This window comes from Flavobacteriales bacterium (assembly GCA_019694795.1).
Lineage (GTDB): Bacteria > Bacteroidota > Bacteroidia > Flavobacteriales_D > UBA2798 > UBA2798.
In genome coordinates, this window is sequence record JAIBBF010000036.1 from 1 (window position 1) to 19,535 (window position 19,535).

General features: G+C 41.4%; 8 protein-coding genes. 5 read left to right on the plus strand and 3 right to left on the minus strand.

The window, feature by feature from the left end; genetic code table 11:
- A partial coding sequence (locus K1X56_10755; GenBank protein ID MBX7095195.1) for an MFS transporter occupies window positions 1-502 on the minus strand: 502 nt, incomplete at its 3' end.
- A gap of 210 nt (window positions 503-712) precedes the next feature.
- Between K1X56_10755 and K1X56_10760 the strand changes: the two genes are divergently transcribed.
- From K1X56_10760 to K1X56_10775, 4 genes are all read left to right on the plus strand, one after another.
- A complete protein-coding gene (locus K1X56_10760; protein ID MBX7095196.1) occupies window positions 713-3,088 on the plus strand; it encodes a gliding motility-associated C-terminal domain-containing protein in 2,376 nt (791 codons plus the stop codon).
- Between the two features lies 1 nt (window position 3,089).
- Window positions 3,090-4,871 (plus strand): T9SS type A sorting domain-containing protein, encoded by a 1,782-nt coding sequence (locus K1X56_10765; GenBank protein MBX7095197.1) that lies wholly within the window; start codon window positions 3,090-3,092, stop codon window positions 4,869-4,871.
- Between the two features lie 189 nt (window positions 4,872-5,060).
- Window positions 5,061-5,501 (plus strand): hypothetical protein, encoded by a 441-nt coding sequence (locus tag K1X56_10770; protein ID MBX7095198.1) that lies wholly within the window; start codon window positions 5,061-5,063, stop codon window positions 5,499-5,501.
- Between the two features lie 10 nt (window positions 5,502-5,511).
- Window positions 5,512-12,084, plus strand: coding sequence for a gliding motility-associated C-terminal domain-containing protein (locus tag K1X56_10775; GenBank protein MBX7095199.1), 6,573 nt, complete (start codon window positions 5,512-5,514; stop codon window positions 12,082-12,084).
- A 63-nt stretch (window positions 12,085-12,147) separates the two neighbouring features.
- On the opposite strand, the gene K1X56_10780 is transcribed toward K1X56_10775, so the two are convergent.
- Window positions 12,148-12,540 (minus strand): hypothetical protein, encoded by a 393-nt coding sequence (locus K1X56_10780; GenBank protein MBX7095200.1) that lies wholly within the window; start codon window positions 12,538-12,540, stop codon window positions 12,148-12,150.
- Window positions 12,541-12,839: 299 nt separating this feature from the next.
- Between K1X56_10780 and K1X56_10785 the strand changes: the two genes are divergently transcribed.
- Window positions 12,840-19,067, plus strand: coding sequence for a gliding motility-associated C-terminal domain-containing protein (locus K1X56_10785; GenBank protein ID MBX7095201.1), 6,228 nt, complete (start codon window positions 12,840-12,842; stop codon window positions 19,065-19,067).
- 71 nt (window positions 19,068-19,138) lie between these two features.
- Here K1X56_10785 and K1X56_10790 read toward each other — a convergent pair whose 3' ends face one another.
- Window positions 19,139-19,501, minus strand: coding sequence for a hypothetical protein (locus tag K1X56_10790; GenBank protein MBX7095202.1), 363 nt, complete (start codon window positions 19,499-19,501; stop codon window positions 19,139-19,141).
- Window positions 19,502-19,535: the final 34 nt, after the last annotated feature.

The following is a 19,535-nucleotide window of genomic DNA, read 5'->3' on the forward strand; positions in this document are numbered from 1 at the left end:
TAAAAAACAATAAGGAATATTCTCCCGGATAATAATAAAGAAAGAGTAGTGCTAATGCAGGACCCGCCACCGCACCCAGGGTATCCATTGAACGATGAAAACCAAAAACTTTTCCGTGATCTTTTTCTGAACTAACATCCGACAACATCGCGTCCCTTGCTCCTGTACGTATTCCCTTTCCTAACCGGTCCATGGTTCTTGCTCCGAAAATCCACCACACATTACTGAATAATCCAATAAGCGGTTTTGAAATGGCACTGAGGGAATATCCGATTTGTACAAAGGGCAAACGCTTTCCGGAGTGGTCGGACCAATTTCCAAAATAACCTTTGCTGAATCCTGCAACGGCTTCTGCAATTCCTTCTAAAACGCCAATCAGAATAATTGAAAATCCAATACTCTTTAAATACACCGGCATAATAGGGTATAACATTTCACTGGCCATGTCGGTAAAGAGACTGACCATTGAAAGTCGTATTACAATGGGGTGCAGGTATTTCATTGGACCGAAAATTAGTTAATATGGACTGATAATAATAACCCGGCTCAACAGATCTCTCTTAATAGTTAATAATTCGTTGCTTTTTGTGAATGATTTATTAATGTATCGGTAACGGGGACTCTAAGCTTAAGATGTATTTTTGTCCTGTTAAGCGAACATCCTACAGGAGTCTGTTAAAGATTGTCCGAAACCGCCCAAATTCTACTTGCTATGTATAGAACTATTTGGGTGTTGGTTTTCATTATTGTTGCTTCAATTCGTGCAGCGGCGCAAATTCCAACTTCTTGTCTCGAAATCCAAAGTCTTTTAGTGGATGCTTGTGTACCTGGTTCCGGTTGTACAAGCAATTTAAGTCCGAACTGTTCCTGCGAAGGCAAGAATGAAATGGTCCGGTTTATTACTGGTCCAAATCCCATTTCTATTTCCGATTTAAGTATCACCTGGCCGAATAATACGTTCTTAGGAATCAGTTCTCCAAATGCAGGCACTGCTACCTTGGTGGCCGATTTACAAGCGACGGTTTCATCACCATGTGGATTATTACTTGAGCCTCCTGGAGGAATAATTCCCGCTGGTAAAAAAGTATTATTGATTACCAGTACGGATATGTGCACATCGGCTAATTCGTTTGCATCGTTAGTGGATACGTTTTATGTGATTTTTCAGAATTCAGGAAATTTCCAGGGACATTTTGCCAATCACAACAATTCGGGAACACAAACACCAACTCCAACTGGTACACCTTCGCCACGTACTTTATCCATCGGGTTAATTTCAACGGGATGTTCGGATGTAGTAACCTACGATCGTGCTCAATTAATAAACATCAACGGATTGTATGGTGGCGCCTCTGCTTTAAATGATGGTGCACGTGTAGATTTTGATTTTGCAGGAAATCCCACTTATCTCAACAATGGTTGTATTGCACCGTTTGAGCCGACAAGCATTGAAGTTGCTGCTGCAGCAAATTCTGTTTGTGCGAATGATACCTTGCCGGTATCAGCAACAGTTATTGGTAGTAACGCGGGAGTGCAATGGTCGGGTGGTGCAGGTGTGTTTATCAATGGAAATTCGCTGAATGCATTTTATGTACCAGCAACTTCTGAATCCGGATCTATTCAATTGATTTGTTCTGTAGTAGGATCTTGTGGCGTATTAGTTAGCGATACAGTTGCGATTTCTGTTTTGCCATTACCACAAACTTCTATTTCAGCTTCTGGAAGTTTATCGTTTTGTCAGGGAAATTCAGTCCAGCTTTTTGCGAATGGTGCAAATAGTTATGTGTGGACAGGCGGTAGCACGGCAACCCAGATTTCGGTGAACCAAAGTGCGTGGTATGTTTTGTCCGGCAGTAACTCCTGCGGAACAACCCTGGATTCTGTTGAAGTAATCGTCTTTTCTAACCCCATTATCAATTTCACTGCTGTTTCTCCACTGTGTGAAAATGATTCGCCGGTTAATTTAGTGGCTAGTCCACCTGGTGGAATTTTTTCCGGTACCGGAGTTACGGCTTCACAATTTGATCCTTCCATTAGCGGAAGCGGGAATTTCACCATCAATTATTCCTTTACCGATAACAATAACTGTTCTTCTGCCGCTAGTATTTCTATATCGGTTGATCAACTTCCGGTAGTTTCAATCGCTAATCCCGGTAGCTTATGTTTAAATCAAGGTGCTGTTCAATTATCGGCATCTCCATCCGGTGGTGTTTGGAGTGGTAATGGAATTACCAATGTAAATCAAGGAACATTCAATCCTTCAATTGCAGGGATTGGTCAGACTCAAATTATTTATTCTGTAGATTCCGGTGCTTGCTCGAACAGTGACACGCTAATGATTTCTGTCGGTAATAGTTCAGTGGTGAATATTGATGTATTCGGACAACAATTGATTTGTACCGGAGAAAGTTTATCGGTGAATGCAATTGGAGGCGGGACAATTGTTTGGTCGGACGGAACCATTGGAAATGCAATTGTCATTTCTAATCCGGGAACTTATTATGCTGTGATAAATGGTGCTTGCGGAACAGATACTTCAGAAATTCTGATTGTAAATTTTGATAATGTAACTGCACAGTTTAATGCGTCTTCAACTTCTGGTACTGTTCCCTTTTCCATTCAATTTCAAAATCAAAGTAATGGAGCTATAAGTTATCAGTGGATATCGACTACTGGTAATACTTCCGTTCAAACTGACTTTACGGATACTTATTCCGATGCAGGTAGTTATGAAGTGATGTTGATTGCAACAAGTGCTGCGGGATGTAAAGACACAGCTGTGGGTATGATTAACGCGTATGATTCGGTTTATCTTTTTATTCCTAATGTTTTTTCACCCAATGGTGATTTGGTCAATGATGAATTTGAAATTTTAAGTTATGCACTTAAAACGTTGGAAGTTGTCATCTACAATCGATGGGGACAGGAAATCACCCGTTATGATGGCTTAAATAAAAACTGGAAAGGGGAGTCAACCAATGGGAATGAAGTCCCTGAAGGCACTTATTTTTATCTCCTTCGCTATATTGATGTTGCCGATCGTAGCATGGAGAAAAACGGAACAGTAACGCTGATTAAAACGAAGTAAAATGGATTTGCGTTTACTCATTCAGGAAAATAAATTATTTACGATTGGGGCTAGTCTTATGAAGAAGATTTTCCCAAGCGTAAAAACCGTTCAGGATTTTCAAAAGCGACTTCTTCGATTTTTTGTTTTATTGTTTTTCATTGGAATTTTAGTTTTTATTTCAAGTACAAAATTACTTGCACAGAGTGTGGTGGTGAGCGGATATTTTAATGCAGCTGATGTTAGAGATGAATGGACCGAATTATTGGTTGTTTCCGATAATGTGGACATGCGCAATTGGACCATTAGGGATAATAATGGGAATCAAGATTCGTGGCAAACGGCAGTTACATTTGCAAATGTTTCATTATGGTCGAATTTGAGGGCTGGAACAATTATTATACTTTATCACCGGGTAATAAACAGCTCAGGTGCAAGCTATACACAAGATGTGGATCCAGCAGATGGGTATTTACAATTACATTTGCAAAACACCTCTTATTTTTCCGGAGGTGATTTTGCTACATCTCCTTTTTGGAGCGGAAATTCTATGAGTATTGCCGGCCCTGGAGATATTGTTCAACTAAGAAATTCATCAGGTACACATATCCATGCGCTCGGACATCGTTCTACTGTTGGTGCCAATTGGACTGCCTTACCTTCTCCAAAATTAAATCATAAAAATTCTGCATCATCCGGTGATGCAATTTATGTTTGTCCGGGTAGTACTATTAATGATTACGGTACAAATACTCCTCAGGATGGAACAACTTATACAACGAAAAATGCAACAACATTGACTTTTGGTTTGCCCAATTCTTGTGGTGGTTCTAATACAATCAATTCTGATTTTTGGCGTTCTCTCCGTGAACCTGCTATTACCATGCAGACAACAACATCTTCCACAGCTCCAACTTATCCTGTGGCAGCGGCAACGTTTTTTTGGGATGTAGCCACCGATCCAAATCCTGCCGATAACACAGTAGGATATATGATTTTAAGAAATGCCAATACTACCTTCGATGCACCAACGGATGGAACAACCTATAGCGTTGGATATGTTTTTCCGGGTGGCGGAGAAATTATTGCTTTAATGGACAATCCGGGAGGAACTGTAACCAGTTATACAGATTACGGTGCGAATGATGCAGGAACCTATTGTTATCGGATTTATCCTTATCGATATTCTACCGATCAGCCCAATGGAAATAGTTATGATCTTGCCCGTGGTGTAGCGTATAATACCACCAATTACGTTACCGTAGTTTGCGGTACAAATCCATTACCCATTGAAATGATTCGCTTAGAAGCAAAGCAGGATGGAGGAAATGCATTGGTGCAATGGACCACCGCAACAGAAATGAATACGCATCATTTTAACATTGAAAAATCCAATGATGGAATTTTGTTTACCACCATTGGAAGAATAGCAGCAGCAGGAAATTCTGTTGTTCCGATTGATTATTCATTCTTAGATAATGAAGTTGAAAATGGAATAAGTTATTACCGGATTTCCACGATCGATTGGGATGGAAGTATTTCATTTTCACCCGTGGTGGCTTTGAATTACCACCAGGAAATGGCCATTGAAATTTTTCAGTCTTTCGATTTTATTCGCGTATTGGGAGTGGATGAATCCATGATTCATGTTTCACTGGTTTCTATTTCCGGACAAATCCTGTCTCAAACTTCAGGTGAAAAAAATATTTTGATGTCTACACAAAATATCCCGGATGGGATGTATTTGTTGTTCGCGGAATGCAATGGTTTCACCACTGTGAAAAAGTTGTTGGTACAACATTGAGGTAGATTCTTCATTTTTTTCTTTTTTCTAAATCAGTCTAGGTCGCTCAAAACTGACCATTTATGGTCAATTTCCAGGATTGTTAATAAAATTCCTTGAGGGGCCAGCCCTCCTTTTTTGCATTTCACGTAGAAATTCAGGCAACCTAAACCGTATTTTTCGTCTTTCATAAAACCAAAAGCACTAATCATGCGACACCTCTACACCCTGTTGATGATCCTGATTGTTCCAATTGCTGTGTATTCTCAAAGCACAGCCTCTGGCTGGACAACTCTCAAAGAAGAGAAAGGGATCAAAATTTCGTATAAATATGCCGATTGCGATTTTTCCAATGCGCCTGATGCTCAATGGATTCTATTGCGTTTTGAAAGCACATATGCACAAGATGTGTTGGTGGAGTATTCTCAATTTAAATGGTACAACGGAGTTTGCGGACTTTGCCAGGATGATCCGAATGGGGAAGCTCGTAAAGAAGTAAAAATTCCGGCCAATTCTAAGCGCGAAGGCTACTGCGATGCTGAATGCGATCGTGCGCTTCGTGTTTTTGTAAAGTTTACCGAATTCCAGACTCCGGATATTTTGACCAAGTTCGAAATTGAAGGAATCGTGGTTACTGTTTTAGAAAACTAATCGTCCGCTTATGAAAAATGTATTGACGCTTCGCTTCTTAATTTTCATGTTGTGCGGAATATTTTTCCGTAATGAAATTTCGGCACAGACATACACCATGTCAACAGCCAATAATGGAACTACCATCAACACCTGCTCCGGTACAGTTTATGATCCGGGAGGAACAGGTGCCTATGGGAATTCACAAAACATGACATTAACGTTTTGTCCTAGTTCACCAGGTCAGTTAATCTCCATCAATTTTACCACCTTCGATACAGAGTCAGGTTTCGACTTTGTAACTGTATTTGCAGGTATTGGTACGGGTGGTGCAACATTAATGGGACCATTATCCGGTGGACCTCAAACGCCCAATCCAAATCCTGTAGTTTCTAATGCTGCGAATGGATGTATTACCATTCGCTTTACCTCTGACGGTAGCGTAACGGATGTTGGATTTGTAGCATCGATATCATGTACTACAGCTCCATCCTGTACCGACGGAATTCAAAATGGACTTGAATCCGGTGTAGACTGTGGTGGATGTTCTACTTGTCCTCCATGTGCAGGCGCAGGGGCAAACAACGCTACTGTAACTGCCAGTTCAAATATTGTGAATCTTCCTTGCGGTGGTGGAAATGTGAATCTCTCTGCTGTTGGGGTTAGTACTCAGGTAGAGTTAGGAAGTAATTTTAACGGACAAACTCCAGGTCCGGGATGGTCGGTATCACCCGCGGGTGTATTTACTAATCCATGCGGTCCTGGTCCTAACGGTGCGCATATGTGGATGGGTAATACCACTGCAGCACCTCGTACACTACAAACAGCACAGCTCGATTTAAGTTGTGGCGGACAAATTTGTTTCTGGCTGCGATATGCCGTACAGGGTGGAACAGGGTCATGTGAAGGTCCTGATGAACCGGATGAAGGGGTAAATCTTCAATTCTCTACTAACTGTGGAGTTTCCTATTCTACAATCGCCTATTTCCATCCAAACGGAACAGTAATTGCCGCAAATCCAGGTACAAACACCCCATCTACCACCGGAAATACAGCATTTACTTCCTGGGCACAATATTGCTTTACAATTCCTGCAGGTGCAATGACGGATCATACCATTATTCAGTGGTACCAATCCGGATCTTCAGGAACATGTTGCGACCACTGGGGGATTGATGAAGTTGTAATTACTTCGAATTCTTGTACGCCATATTATTACGATTGGACACATGTTGCAGGTGCACCAAACTCAGCGAATGTTACTACCAACGTAACACAAACAACCACATTTACGGTTCACTATACCAATGGAATCAATGATACTGCAACAGCTAACGTTACAGTTGTAGTTGCTGGTCCTGGTACACCAACTGTAGCAACAACTACAGAGCCATGTTTAGGAACGAATCAAGGTTCTGCTACAATTACCGCAGTAGGTGGAACTCCTCCGTTTACTTATTCCATTGCTGGTCCTGTAAACAGTTCAAATGGTACAGGTGTATTTAATAATTTACCTCCCGGAAATTATACCGCTACTGTGGCAATGACCGGACCGGGATGTTCTTCAACAACGAATTTTACAATAGTCCCGGGTCCAACTTGTTGTACAACTACAGCAACAGGTACCAATATGCTTTGTAATGCATCCTGTACAGGAACTGCAACTGCAAATCCATCGGGCGGACAAGCTCCTTATAGTTTCTCCTGGGCTCAGGGTGGAACGCCTATTGGTCAGAATACGCAAACAGCTTCTAATTTATGCGCTGGCACCTATACGGTGACGGTTACAGATGCTACGGGTTGTACAGCTACTGCTTCTTATACAGTAACGCAACCAACAGCATTAACCGGATCTGCAACGCAGGTTGGTGTTACATGTTTTGGTCTATGTACCGGAAGTGTAACCGTAACTGCAAATGGCGGAACTCCGACCTATACTTACAGTATTGATGGTGGAGCGTTTCAAGCCGGAACCACTTTTAATGGATTATGTGCTGGTCCGCATATCGTCACCATTAAAGATGCTAACGGATGTACGACTACAGTAAATATTACTGTAACAACTCCAACTGCATTGTCTGGTTCAATTACTGCAAATATTCCTGCTACTTGCGGAGGAAGCAATGGTTCATTTACTGCTGCTGGTTCAGGAGGAACTTCTCCTTATCAGTATTCAATTAATGGAACAACCTTCCAGGCGAGTGGAACATTTGCATCCTTAGCACCCGGATCGTATACAGTCACTATTCGTGATGCGAATAACTGTACAACTACAATTCCTGTTACTATCACCAACCAGGGTGGACCAGTTGCTTCTGTTAACTCCATCACCAATGTGAGTTGTGCAGGTGGTGTAAATGGTCAGGTAATCATTAGTGGAGCAGGTGGAACTCCTCCATTATCCTACGATTTAAATCCAGGTCCTGGTCCGCAAGCTTCCAATACATTTAGCGGATTAGCAGCCGGAAATTATACAGTTGTAGTTTCTGATGCGAATAACTGTACCACCTCTGTTCCTGTTACCATTACTCAACCTACACAGTTGACATTTACTTCTGTTGTTGCGAATGTAACTTGTAACGGACAATGCAATGGTCAAATTACTATTACTGCAAATAATGCTACACCTCCATATCAATATTCGAGCAATGGTGGTTTATCTTTCCAACCATCGAATGTACTCGCCAACTTGTGTGCAGGTACAGTGAATGTTGTAGTTCGTGACGCAAACGGATGTTTGGCCAATGCCAACGTTGTAGTTACTCAACCCGCAGCATTAAATGCTACCTATACACCAGTTAATCCATTGTGTCAGGGTGTATGTAACGGACAAATAAATGTTGCTACGAATACAGGTGGTACACCAGCCTATCAATTCTCGGTTGATGGTGGTGCACTGCAATCATCTACCAACTTTTCAGGATTATGTGGTGGTCCGCACAGCATGATTATTCAAGATGCTAACGGATGTACTGCAACTGCAAATGTTACGCTGGTAGATCCTCCGGGTTATTCTATCGACACGGTATATACCGATCCTTCCAACTGCGGATTTAACGATGGAGGATTCCAGGTTATTGCTTCAGGTGGAAATTCACCTTATGTCTACGTGAATTTAACAGCAGGTATGAGTGATCCAAACGGAGAATTCTTAAACCTTGTAGCGGGTGCATACGAAATTCAGGTTACAGATGCATTAGGTTGTGTTGAAACCACCTTTGTAGGTATCAACGATATTCAAATGTCAGGACAATTCATTACTTCAACCGATCCAACTTGTCCTGGAATCTGTGATGGTTCTGTATCTACCATCGCAACAGGCGGATTTGGAACAATTACCTATGATTTGGATAATGGAGCACAAACACAACCAGGTTCCGGTGATTTTGTGGGATTATGTGATGGTGCACACGCTGTTGTGATGGTCGACCAGGGACAATGTGTTTATGTAGTACCATTTACATTAACTGCTCCGGGTCAGATTTTCTTTACATCAGCTACTACACCTGTAACATGTAACGGTGGAACAAATGGAACAATTTCTATTGGCGCACCAACAGGAGGAACTCCTCCTTTCCAATACAGTATAAATGGAGGAACAACTTACCAGGCATCACCGAATTTTGCGGGACTTGCAGCAGGTACTTACAATCTTTCTGTACAAGATGCAAATGGATGTTCTGCTACCGGAACTGCAACCATAACTCAACCAACTGCAGTTACATTCACAACCAACGTAACAGATCTTTCCTGTAATGGAAATAACACCGGTGTGATATTAATTGTGGCTGCCGGTGGTACACCAGGATATACATATTCCAATGACAACGGTGTAAGTTTTGGTCCAGGTTTATCCTTCTTTGGTTTAGCTGCCGGAACCTATAACGTAGTTGTAAAAGATAATGCAGGTTGTACAGTTACTAATCCTGTAGTTGTAAATCAACCTGCCGTATTAACTATTACTACAGTGGCGGATTCTGTCGATTGCAACGGATCATGTGATGGATCAATTACTGTTACCGGTGGTGGTGGAACAACTCCATATTTATATTCTCAGGATAATGGTGTTACCTTCTCAACGAATAATATCATCACCAATCTTTGTGCAGGAAGTTACAATGTTCAAATAAAAGATGATCTTGGTTGTACGGTAAATACAACTCAGGTAGTAGCAGAACCAACAGCAGTTTCTGCAACGGTTGCAACCGTAAATTCTACTTGCGGATTACCGAATGGATCCTTAACCATAACCGCTTCGAATGGAACGCCGGGTTATCAATATAGCATTGATGGCGGAACAACATTCCAAGCTTCATCCACATTTAATGCTTTAGCAGCTCAAACTTATAACATCGTTGTAGAAGATCAGTATGGTTGTCAATTCACCACCACTGCTACTGTAAACAACGATGCTTCTCCTGTAATTAATATTCTGATGCCAACTGATCCATTATGTAATGGAGATGCGAATGGTCAAATTGAAGTTACAGCAACTGGTGGTACAGGCGCACTGCAGTATAGTGTAGATGGAGGAGCGAATCAGTCATCCACCATTCTTACAGGATTGATGGCGGGTAATCATACTGTAGTTGTAACCGATGCAAACGGTTGTACAGATACTGATAACATTACCTTGAATGAACCTGCAGTTTTAAGTTTAAACGGAACTCCGGTTGATTTAACTTGCTTCAATGATTTTAGTGGTTCGGTTTCCATCACCGGTAACGGTGGTACAAGTCCGTATCAATATTCATTTGATGGAGGAACAACCTATGGGTCTTCTTCTTCAATGAACTTTATTGCCGCAGGAACCTATAATATTTCCATTCAGGATAACCATGGTTGTGTAGCCAATGCAACTGCTGTAGTTAATCAGCCAACACAATTGCAATTCCAAACTTTTGTAACGGTTAATGCTACTTGTAATGGAGTTTGCGATGGACAAGTTCAGGCTTTCCCTCAGGGTGGAACTGTGAGTGGTTTATATAATTTCAACTGGTCGGGTGGTATTGCAGGAAATTCTCAGGCAAGTGCTACAGGATTATGCGCAGGCACATACAATGTGATTATCACAGACGATAATGGTTGTATGATTGATAGCACATTTACGATTACAGAACCAAATCCTGTTGTAATTACCAATGTAATTGGAACGGATGCATTGTGTGCAGGAAGTTGTGATGGAACCATTACCATTACTGCTCCAACTGCAACACAATACAGTGTTGATGGTGGCGCTACGTTTGTTGCTTCCAATATTTTTAACGGATTGTGTTTAGGAAACTATGATATCATGGTTCAGGATGCAACCGGTTGTGAGGCTACAAGTAACATCACCATTTACGAACCACTTCCGCTTACTTTATCAGGTACACCTGATGCATTTATTTGTTATGCGGGAGACATGACGCTTTCTTCACTAGCACAGGGAGGAACCGCGCCATACAACTATTCATGGTCGAACGGTGTTAACCAGCAAAATCAAATTGTGAATCCAACAGTGCAAACCACTTACTCGGTTTCTGTAACTGATGCGAATGGATGTACAGCCGGACCTGTTTCTACTGTGGTAAGCGTAAGTCCATTGTTCTATGCTACCATTTCGCAAAACGATACTATTTGTCCGGGTGAATCTACCGTGTTAACCGCACAAGGATTCGATGGTCAACCAGCTTATGTTTACGAATGGAGTACCAACGATACTACAGCTTCAATCACCGTTACACCAACAGGTCCTACTACCTACACTATGGTAGCAAAAGATCAGTGTGGTGATTATGATACATTAACTGTGGTAGTTGATTTTTACACCATTCCACAAGTGAATTTATCAGCCGATAATTTAAATGGATGTTCACCGGTGAATGTCAATTTCACCAATACAACCCCTGCTGGCCAGGTTGGTTCTAACTGTACCTGGAATTTTGGAAATGGAACAACGGCTACCGGATGTGGTGCACAATCTGCAGTATATACTTTACCCGGATGTTATGATGTTTCACTTACTGTAACATCACCCGAAGGATGTGTTGGAGATACAACCTTGAGTAACTACATCTGCGTATTCGAAAATCCAATTGCAGACTTTACATGGAATCCATTACAACCTACCATTTTAGATTTCGTTGTAAACTTTAACGATCAATCGTATAATGCAGCGCAATGGAATTGGGATTTTGCATCATTGGGGACTTCTACCAATCAAAATCCTTCATTTGCATTTGCCAATCAAAATCCGGGTGATTATTTAGTATGTCTCGAAGTAACATCTCCTGATGGTTGTATAGATGATACATGTAAATACGTTACTATTTACGATGAGTATTTACTTTATGTGCCTAATGCATTTACACCCGATGGTGATGGAATCAACGATGAGTTCTTACCCATTGTAAATGGAGTGGATCCTGACAATTATGAATTCATGATTTTCGATCGTTGGGGTGAATTGATTTTCCAAACTGATGTAGTAGGAAAAGCATGGCCTGGAACATATAAAGCGAAAGATTGCCAGCAGGATGTTTATGTCTGGAAAATTAAAGCCAGAGATTTATTACGTGGCGATCAGAAAGTGTATTACGGACATGTATCTCTGTTGAGGTAACATAAAATGAGAGAAATAAAAAAGGCGACCAATCGGTCGCCTTTTTTTATAAATGAAAAAAAATTAAAGTTGTTTTAAAGCTTCCGGCAATTCATTTAATGGATGTGTTTTTCCGTCTAACGAAAAGTTTTCGAATCCCAAATGGAAAAACATTTTGTGTACATATTCCGGATGATTTTGCAGCAGACAAGTTAAAGTTCCTGTATAAACTCCGTCAACTTCATCAGAAAAAACCAATGTAGCTGATTCGCTGATTTCTGATGCTTTATTTAAAATAGATCGCAGTTCGGCAGGACTACATTTAATTTTAAATACAGTTACAGATTGAGTTCCGTTCTGACTAAAAGTTGTTTCCTTATGGTCCAACTGAATATCGATGGATTTGGTTTGTGCATTTGCCATTTGTACCGATCCGGCGAGGAGTAAGGCAAGGACACTAATTCTGATTTTTTTCATAACAAGGGGGTATTTATCAGATCAAAGACGATTTATTAGCAAAAGGGTTGCCATCCCGACCTGAAAGCCATTGGTTAATCTGAAATTTCACAACATTGTTAGGATTCTGTTAGCCTTTGCATTTCGGTGTTAAAAACCGATTTAGATTTAAGTGTTTATTTTTCAAGCTCATAAAATTTTGTAATCCCAAACGCAAAAAAATTCCCGTATTTGAACTAATATCAGGCAACCATTTTTTGCTCATACGGTCTTATATCTGACTTAATATGTCAGCAAATTATTGGCCCAATTTACTTGCTATGCGTAAACTTCTCTTCTCTGTTGTCCTTATAATCACACAAGTGATTGCCTATGCTCAAGGCCCCGGTTGTCCTGACATTATTGCTCCGCCGGACGTTACTTTGCCTTGTACCCAAGCTTGTACAACGTTAACCGCCACTCCTTTCCATGTGGGAAATACGTCAACATATACTGTTGCCAGTATTCCGTATGCTCCCATTTTGCCCTACAATCAGGCAGGTGGTAATACAATCGTTGTGGGTGGAGATGATGTTTACAGTTCGGTAATTAATTTGCCTTTTCCTTTTTGTTTTTATGGTAACTCTTATACGCAATGTGTAGTTGGTTCTAACGGAAATATTTGTTTTAATCCGGCTTTAGCAAATGGATATTGTCCGTGGTCATTCTCGGCAAACTGTCCGAATGCAGCACTTCCGCTAAATTCCATTTTCGGGATTTATATGGACTTATATTCGGCAATTTGTGGAACGGTTAAATGGCATTTAATTGGAGCAGCTCCTTGTCGTATTCTGGTAGTTAATTTTTATGAAGTTTGTCAATATAGCTGTACTTCAAGTTCAAAAACAACATCTCAAATGGTGTTGTATGAAACTACCAATGTAATTGAAGTTTATACTGAGAAAAAACAAATCTGTTCCTGGAATGGAGGTCGCGCTATTATCGGGATTCAAAATAATACCGGAGCAACTGGAATGGCTGCACCCGGAAGAAATTCAACACCAACCTGGACGCCTGCTGTTCCTGGTGAAGGATGGAGATTTACTCCTAACGGAGCTCCCATTTATAACGTAACATGGTGGCAGGGTGCTACACAAATTGGAACAGGTAACTCCGTTACTGTTTGTCCAACCGCAGCATCTACTACGTATACCGCACGTGCAACTTATACTCGTTGTGATGGTTTAGTCATTGTTGAGAATGATGATGTGGTGGTGAATCTATCTGCATTAAATCAACCCACCGTTACTCCAACAGCAGAAACGTGCGCAGGATACAATAATGGTTCTGTGATTATCGACAATGCAGTTGGTGCAGGTCCGTATACCGTTACCATTACCGGTCCCGCAAATCCGCCTGCAGTTACCGAACCTAACACCGTTGGTGGAACTGCCGTATTTAATAATCTTCCTGATGGAACCTATACCTACAATGTAGTAAGTGCAAATGGTTGTACTGCTACGGGAACATTTAGTATTAATCCAGGACCTCCGTGTTGTAGTGTTACTGCAGCAGGAACCAACGTAACATGTAATGGAGGTTCAACCGGAACAGTTAGTGCAAATCCAACAGGACAAGCTGGTTTTACGTATAACTGGAATACTACCCCTGCTCAAACCGGACAAACAGCTGTAAATGTTCCTGCTGGTACCTATACTGTAACCATGACGGATGCATCAGGTTGTGTAGCTACTGCAACAACTACCATTACTCAACCAACAGCTATCACTGCAACATTATCTCAAACAAACGTTACATGTAATGGACTCTGCAACGGAACCATCACCGTTAACGGTGCAACAGGTGGAACAGGTGCAATTCAATATTCTATTAATGGAGGCGCATTTCAGGCAGGAAATTCATTTAGCGGATTGTGTGCAGGTGCATATACTGTAGTAGTGCGCGATGCCAATAACTGTACACTCACATTAAATGCAACCATTACTCAGCCTGCAGCTTTAGTTGCATCTCAGCAAAGTGTAACACCTGCAACCTGTGGTGCAAACAATGGTTCATTAACAGCAACACAAACCGGAGGAACTTCTCCTTTTACTTATTCATTAAATGGTGGAGCTGCTCAAGCTTCTGCAACATTTAATTCTTTAGCGCCCGGTACCTATACCGTAACCGTAAGCGATGCGAATTCATGTACATCTACTGTTTCAATTACGGTATTAAATCAGCCAAGTCCGGTTGCTTCTATCGGATCGCAAACCAATGTTAGTTGTGCAGGTGGTGTAAACGGACAAGTAATTATTAATGCAACTGGTGGTACAGGTGGATTGCAGTACGATTTAAATCCGGGTCCTGGTCCGCAAGCTTCCAATACCTTCAGCGGATTATCTGCCGGTTCTTATACTGTAGTAGTTTCTGACGCGAATAACTGTACTACATCCGTACCGGTTACCATTACTTCACCAACGCAATTAACATTTACGCAAACACATACCAATGCATTATGTAACGGTCAATGCAACGGTTCAATTACTGTAACAGCAAACAATGCAACTCCTCCATATGAGTATTCATCAAATGGTGGATTAACATTCCAGGCTTCGAATATATTAGGTAGTCTCTGTGCAGGAACTTCGAACGTAGTAGTTAGAGATGCAAATGGATGTTTGGCAAACCAAAACGTGGTGATCACTCAGCCTGCTCCTTTAGCTGCAACTTATAATAGTACCAACCCCATTTGTAATGGAAGTTGCGATGGAACAATTACAGTTGCAACTTCTACAGGAGGAACACCCGCTTATCAGTTTTCTTTGGATGGCGCTGCATTTACATCTTCCACCAACTTCAGTGCACTTTGCGGAGGCGTTCACAATTTAATTATTCAGGATGCGAATGGATGTCAAACCCTAGGCACAGTAAACCTGATTAATCCTCCGGGTTATAATTTAGATACTGTATATACGGTTGAATCGAATTGCGGATTTAATAATGCTGCTTTCCAGGTTGTAGCTACAGGTGGTAATGCTCCTTATACCTACAATAATGTTACTGCAGGTATGACCGATCCCAATGGTGAATTCTTAAATATTACTTCGGGTGCCTATCAGGTGATCGCTACAGATGCATTAGGATGTCAGGAATCGATTTTCGTTGGAATCAGCGACGTGGAAATGGATGGACAATTAAACAACGTAACCGATGCATTATGTCCAGGTTCTTGTGATGGTACCGTTTCAACCATTGCTACCGGTGGATTCGGAACCATCTCCTACGATTTGGATAATGGTGGATTAGCACAATTTGGTTCAGGTGATTTTAACGGATTATGTGAAGGATCGCATGCGGTTGTAATGACCGACCAGGGATCGTGTTTGTATGTTGTTACATTTACAGTAAACGATCCGGATCCGATAGTATATTCCACTACCACTTCTGCTGCATCATGTGCAGGCGGTATTACAGGATCCATCACGTTCAGTGCTCCAACAGGAGGAACTGCACCTTATCAATACAGTGTTGACAATGGTGCAACTTTCCAGGCTTCGAATGTATTTAACGGACTTGCTGCTGGAACATACAATTTGATGGTACAAGATGCCAACAACTGTTTGCAGAGTGGAACAGCTACCATTTCTGAACCGACACCGGTAACCTTCACCAGTAGTCACACCGACTTAACTTGTTTCGGTAATAACTCCGGTACGATGATATTGGTAGCATCAGGAGGAACTACTCCATATCAATACAGTATTAACGGAGGTACAACTTATAGCGCTACATTCTCTTATTTTGGATTAGCAGCCAATACCTATAACATCTCAATTCAAGATGGTGCTGGTTGTATTACCACCGGTACAGTAACCATTGCGCAACCTGCAGTATTAACGGCCAGCTATACCACTACACCAACCTTGTGTAACGGTTCTTGCGACGGTACCATTACAGTGGATCCAAACGGAGGAACTGCTCCATATTTATTCTCATCGAATAATGGTGTGGTATTCCAAACCGATTCATTGTTAACCGGACTTTGCGTTGGTTCTTATCAGGTACAAATTAAAGATGCGAATAACTGTTTGGTTGGAGCGTCACAAACAATTACCGAACCAACTGCAGTAACTTATACCGTTGCCATTACTCCTTCCACTTGCGGAAATCCAAATGGTGCAATCACCATCACCGCAAACGGTGGTACTGGCACATTCCAGTATAGTATTGATAATGGAACTACCTTCCAGGCTTCAAATACATTCACAGGTTTAGCTGCCGGCAATTACACCGTTGTAGTTGAAGATGGTAATGCATGTAGTGAAACATCTGTTGAGGTTGTGCCGAATCAAAGTAATCCAAGTATTACATCATTATTCACCACTGATGTAAATTGTAATGCAGCTTGCGATGGACAAATTGATGTAACAGCTTCCGGCGGAACAGGTGCATTGAATTTCGATATTGGAGGTGCTGCTCAACTTTCAGGAACCTTTGCTGCAGTATGCGCCAACACGTATACAGTTACTGTAACAGATGCAAATGGGTGTACCGATTCGCAATCGGTTACCATTGCAGAACCAACTGCATTAACTTTAAATGCAACAGGTACAGATTTACTGTGTAACAATGATAATAGCGGATCCATTTCTCTTGCTGCTAATGGAGGTGTTACGCCTTATTTATACAGTTACGATAATGGTGCAACATTTAGTTCCTTAACAACACAATCGAATCTTGCTGCTGGAACTTATACGGTGTTCGTTCAGGATAATCATTCTTGTCAAACCCCTGCAGCACTCACCATCAATGAGCCAGCTGCATTAACAGTTGCATCACAAACTTCAACAGATGCAACATGTTTTGACGCATGCGACGGAACTGCTTCTGTAACTCCAACAGGTGGTACATCTTCAGGCTTGTACACTTATGGATGGAGTGGAGGCGTGGGTGGTCCTGCTCAAAGTGCTGTTGCAGGATTATGTGCAGGAACTTACACAGTAGATATCACTGATGATAATGCGTGTGTGCTAAGCACTGTATTTAATATTCTTCAACCTGCACAAGTTGTGATCAATAACTTCGTATCAACAGATCCTCTTTGTGCCGGTTCTTGTGATGGAACAATTACGGTTTCAGCAGGAGCAAATGTTACCGGATACAGCATCGATAACGGAGCAACATTCCAGGCATCTCCTTCCTTTACCGGATTATGCGCAGGTGTATACGATGTAGTTGCACAAGATGCGAATGGTTGTACCAATACACAAACCATTACCTTGAATGATCCAACACCGGTTGTACTGGATCCAATTGCCGATATTACCGTGTGCTCTGGTCACTCCGGTGTTCTTAGCTCAACCGTAAGTGGTGGCGCTGCTCCTTATAATGTGGTTTGGAATACGGGCGATACCGCACAATTCTATACGGTTTCTGCTACCGTTCAAACAACATTTACTGCAACCGCATACGATCAGAATGGATGTGCTTCTCAGCCGCAAACAGCAACGGTAAACGTTATTCCGAACTTTATTCCTACCACCTCCGGTGATGTGAATGTATGTCCGGGATCTCCTGCAACCATTACTGCAAGTGCAACTCTGGGTGTACCAAACTATCTCTTTATCTGGTTCTATGAAAACGATACATTGGTAGATTCACCAACGCTTACGTTTGTCCCTTCTGCTCCAACAACAGTTATGCTGGTAGCCGAAGATGCTTGTCCGAATCAGGATACGATCTATATCAATGTTGGATTCAATACTATTCCAACTCCAACCATGACGCCTAATCCTTCTTCTGGATGTGCTCCGCTTACGGTTGATTTCACCAATACAACTCCGCCTGCCATGTTAGGTGCAGATTGTTCCTGGAGTTTTGGAGATGGAAATTCGGCAGTGGGTTGTGGTGCGCAAACCAATACCTATACCACACCGGGATGTTATGATGTAACCATGACAGTAACATCACCCGAAGGGTGTATTGGTACGGCTACATTTACAGATGCAGTTTGTGTGTATGGCGATCCGATTGCAGATTTCTCATGGAATCCAACTCAACCTACCATTATCAATAGCGTTGTAAACTTCCAGGATGAGTCGATTGACGGAGGAACTTACAGTTGGGATTTTGCAGGATTAGGAACTTCTTCGCAACAAAATCCAAGCTTTAATTTCTTAAATGTATCACCGGGTGATTATGAAGTATGTTTAACCGTAACCTCACCTCATGGTTGTGTGGATGATACCTGTAAGTTTGTAACCATTTATGATGTGTTCACGCTTTACGTTCCGAATTCATTTACACCAGATGGTGATGGAATCAATGATGTGTTCCTGCCGATTATTTCCGGTGCAGATTTAGATCCGGATCATTTCGAGTTGATGATTTTCAATCGTTGGGGAGAATTGATTGTGAGCACACATTCCATGACTGCAGGTTGGGATGGAACTTATAAAGGAGTAATGTCGAAACAAGATGTTTACGTGTGGAAAATCCGCGCACGTGATGCCTTGGAAGGAATTGATAAAGAATTTGTAGGACATGTTACTTTATTAGTTGAATAAAGAATAAATAACAAAGCATAAAAAAAGCCCCGAAATTTTCGGGGCTTTTTTATTTATAAAAACAGCATGAATTACATTCCGATACATTCTTTCATCCCCGCGAGTAATAATACAATACCAATGCTGGTTAATCCGTACAGCGGAAAATTTAAGGCATCGGATTTATCAGAATGGAAAGCAATGGCAGAAAAAAGAAATCCACCAAATAGACAGAGACCGCCTGCTGCCAAAAAATAAATTCCTCGTATTCTTCTTTTTTCGAGGTGACATTTTTTTACCCATTCCATGGCAATTTCTATGTAGGAGTGGTGTCCTTTATCGCTAAGTTCTTTTGCGATTTTTTCATTCTCATAACCCGATTCATACAATGAGCGGGTGAGTGATAATACTTCTTCGGGTAATTGCTTATCCATCGGCATGGATTTTAGTCCCATAATTTAAGAAAAAAGTGAATTGCATTAAAGTTTT